5 protein-coding genes are annotated in these 3,816 nt (G+C 36.1%); all 5 read left to right on the top strand.

The genetic code is table 11. The features are described 5' to 3' along the window. The first annotated feature begins 479 nt into the window (after window positions 1-479). Window positions 480-647, top strand: a complete 168-nt coding sequence (locus ACFQ8E_RS21890) for a helix-turn-helix domain-containing protein (RefSeq protein WP_326194937.1) — start codon at window positions 480-482, stop codon at window positions 645-647. Between the two features lie 20 nt (window positions 648-667). After that, window positions 668-1,135: a hypothetical protein gene (locus ACFQ8E_RS21885; protein ID WP_326194938.1), complete on the top strand. Its 468-nt coding sequence runs from the start codon at window positions 668-670 to the stop codon at window positions 1,133-1,135. Between the two features lie 82 nt (window positions 1,136-1,217). Beyond that, window positions 1,218-1,439 (top strand): hypothetical protein, encoded by a 222-nt coding sequence (locus tag ACFQ8E_RS21880; RefSeq protein ID WP_376642817.1) that lies wholly within the window; start codon window positions 1,218-1,220, stop codon window positions 1,437-1,439. A gap of 53 nt (window positions 1,440-1,492) precedes the next feature. Further along, complete coding sequence (locus tag ACFQ8E_RS21875) at window positions 1,493-2,296, top strand: hypothetical protein (RefSeq protein WP_430552645.1); 804 nt, start codon at window positions 1,493-1,495, stop codon at window positions 2,294-2,296. Continuing rightward, on the top strand, window positions 2,297-3,816 hold a 1,520-nt coding region (locus ACFQ8E_RS21870), incomplete at its 3' end, for a DNA polymerase (RefSeq protein ID WP_430552644.1).

Raw genomic sequence — 3,816 nt, 5'->3', positions numbered from 1 at the left:
TTGTTGTACTTCTTATCTATCCAATCCTTTAAAAAGTGTTCAATATGCTTGTATTTCGTATCTAATTTCATATTAATAATATCTAATATTTCTAGATTTGGCATAAATTATTCATCTCCTTTAATGGAGAGAGTATATACACACTTATTTTAGTTTGTCAATAATAACCTGTTATAAACATTTATACTCAGTGCGAACATAAGAGATAGGACATTTCTATCCCTGATACCCAGTTATTTCATATATAATAGGACTTTACATTCAGGAACATGTGTTCTATTATTGGTACAGAAATATTTTCTTCTCCTACCAATATGTCGCATAATGTCGAATCCTTCCTGAAAAAATTCTGAAGAAATTTGTAAAAAGGGGTAGACATGATATATCCCTTGATGGTAAGATAAGGTCATCAAAGGGAACATAAAGGAATCTGAAGCCCTTTAAAGGAAGTGATACATATGTAGAGGGAGGTACGCTTTTTGTCTAGTGAAGAGGTTTTAACAGTTAAACAGGTAGCCGAGATATTAAAAATATCTGAAAAAACGGCTCGCAAAATGCTGAACAACGGAGAAATTAAAGGTTTCAAAGTCGGTCGAGAATGGCGCGTGTCAGCTGAAAAATTCAATGAATACTTAAAACAAAATTAATTCTTTGGGGGAATTTTAAAATGACAAACACTATTAAAAACACTGAAAACACTACTGACGTATTGGCAACTGAGGACATTGCAACAGCATCACCAAGTATTTTTGAACAAGGTACACAACAAATGTTTTCAACTATCCAGGCAACGGACAGAAAGAGCAGCATCAAACTTTACAACGCGGTAAGCAACGCTGAACACTCTCTATCAGACCATATCGGAGAAGTAATTGAAATTACAGACATGGTCGCCCATGCGGTTGAATTAGAGGATGAAGTCACGAAAGAGACAATTCAGGCAATGCGCGTTGTTCTTTTAACAGCAGACGGACAAGGCTATCACAGTGTATCTCAGGGCGTAGCAAGCTCCCTACAACGTATCATTGGGATTGTAGGGCAAGGTCCTTGGACGGACGAGCCATTAAAAGTTGTTCCAAAAGAAGTTAAAACCCGCCGCGGCTTTAAAACATTGACACTTGCGCTTGTGGACTAATTAAATAGTCGCTCCGATCGGGGCGGCTTTTCTTATATTAAATTACTATATACGGAGGTTGCTAGACTTGGATAAAAACGTAATGATTTTCGACAACGGAGAACGCCGCACAGAGATTAAAGAGGATAGAGTGGAGAATATGTATTGTTTCGCTCAAAAGCTTGATGACGATACACAACAGATTATTAGTTTCACTCGTTCAGAAATGCTTGCAATAGTCTCCTATTTTCATGCTGAAGCACAAGACGAACTGTCACGCGGTTCTGTTCGCTATATTCCGACACAAAAAGCAGAAGCCATTTAAATATTAAATTGACAGGGAAATTCGTTTCCCTGTGACTTTTGTGTTTAAAGGGGGTGTCACTGGTTGGGAAGAAAAAGCGGCTGAAGAAGAAACAGCAGAAAAAACAAAATATAGCTGCCTTGAAAAAAGTCGGAATTACTGACAAAAAGGTTATAAAGGAATTAAAAAATAAACCTGCCACAGTAAATAAAATTGTTAAGAAAAAGAGTCGTAGTTTAATTGCAAATGAACGATCTGAATTAATTAAACGGTTAGGATTTAAAGTCTCCGAACATTCCGCAAAAAGGTATTGGAGCGAATCACGATTTAATGAATGGTATAACAAAGAATTAAATAAGCGGGCGAAGGCTGAAGAAAGAAAAAGAAAAGCGGCTGAAAGAAAAGCCCGACAAGCTACTGAACCCTATTTAATGATTTACTGGAAAGAAAAAACCGACACAATGATGGATGCAAATGTGATAGAGGACTTAAAACGGTCTTACAGACATGTGAGCGTTGATTATCTTATCGAATCTATAAGAGGTTTTTTAGGTGCTAAACTTCCCGCTGAAATAGGAACAATAAGTATGCATGTTGTCCCCAATAATAAAAGGAAACAGCATAAAGCATTTATGAGAAATTTTGATTCTCTTAGACTGGCTGATATGAATTCATGGATTTTGCTATATGAAGGAAAAGCCGATTTAAGGAGATATAAAGATTTATTAATTGCAATAAATGCAGGCATGAGGGTTTTATATGACAATGAAGAAAAGGCTCAATTTATTGGGGATTTAATTCAGAAATATCTCCCGCAAGTAAATATCAAAACGGCGAAACGTTTAGCGAAGGATTTACGATGGAGAGGTGGATTTTAAATGAGTAAGGAAAAAGAGAATAAAGAAAAAAGCGCAAGTAAACCCGTTAAGATACTTACGCTTGATACTGAGACGCGAGGACTTTTTGGGGAAGTCTTCCGCGTCGGATTATATGACGGTAGTAGATACCGTGCGACAAACACTTTTAAAAACCTGAAAACGGTTCTCTCACAGTATACCACAAAATACGATTGTCATGTATTTATTCATAATCTAGATTTCGACATTTCAAAAATCGCAAAGGACATTTTACCTGAAGCGGATTTAAAAAATTCGATTTTTATTAATAATGTCGTTACGGTATTTAAAACAGGTCTTAATGAATCCCAAATAACTGAAGAAAATGAAATTATTTCGCAACCTATTACATTTCATGATTCCAGCAAGCTTGTAATGGGTTCATTAAAAAAGATATGTGAGGATTTTAATATTTCGCAAGAAAAAGCAAAAATAGATTTAAAAGACCATATTTTGAAATTGGGATGGGCGCTTGACGCTGACGGAAACCCCACAAATGACCCGGGTAAATATGATGACCGGGAATCCCAAGGGAATTATTTTATGAAGGTCGATCCGTATGAACCTGAATTAAATGAATATTTACGGTTGGACTGTGTGGCATTATATGAAATTGTTACAATGCTTATTGAAATATCCGGCTTGCCGATTCATGAATTTTTAAAATGTCCTACTACCGCAAGTCTTGCAATGAAAGTATATCAAATGAATTATCCTGAAGATTATGAAAAGGCTATTTCCACGAATTACGGTTATAGCAAATGGGGCGAGTTTACAGAGGATTTTATACGCAAGGCATATTATGGTGGACGTACAGAAGTATTTCAAAGTGAATTAAATGGCGGCTTTCATTATGATGTAAATTCATTATATCCGTACGTTATGAAAGTGAACCCAATACCTATAGGGAAACCGCGTCACCATAAAGGAGACAAAGCCCGAAACGTATTTAAATATTGGTACAGCTATAGACAGGGCGGCGGTTTTTTAGAATGTGATATTCACATACCGACTACTTTACATATACCGCCTCTACCTCACAGAATGTACAAAAAATTATGTTTCCCGGTCGGTAACCTTTCAGGGATATGGACGTTTGAAGAAATTGAATTGGCGTTAGAAATGGGTGCTAAAATAAAAGAAATTCATCAATGTATTTATTTTGAAAAGACCGATTATATATTTAAAGATTTTGTCTCCTATTTTGAAGAGATTAAAAATACAAGTGATGGAGCAAAAAAGACGTTTGCAAAATTAATGCAAAATGCACTGTACGGAAAATTCGGTATGCAAAGGGTTCGGCAAACGATTTTACCTGTCACAGAAATTGAGACATGCGAAGAAAAAGGCTATCCTTATGTTGAATTATTTAACCCTGTATATGGACAAGAATTTATTGAAGCAGCCGTCCCCAGCAAAGCGCCGTATATTCAGCCGCATATAGCCGCCTACGTTACGTCATACGCGCGTATTTTATTATATAGAGGTTTAATTAAACAATT

The organism is Isoptericola sp. NPDC056573, from assembly GCF_042793335.1.
In the GTDB taxonomy this organism is placed as follows: domain Bacteria; phylum Actinomycetota; class Actinomycetes; order Actinomycetales; family Cellulomonadaceae; genus Isoptericola.
Note: the sequence above shows the minus strand (reverse complement) of the source record. Positions and strands in the feature narration are given on the sequence as shown.

Bases quoted from the DNA above. Each gene is read 5' to 3' on its own strand.
- ACFQ8E_RS21885 (WP_326194938.1), top strand. From the start codon at position 668: ATGACAAACACTATTAAAAACACTGAAAACACTACTGACGTATTGGCA.
- ACFQ8E_RS21880 (WP_376642817.1), top strand. From the start codon at position 1,218: ATGATTTTCGACAACGGAGAACGCCGCACAGAGATTAAAGAGGATAGA.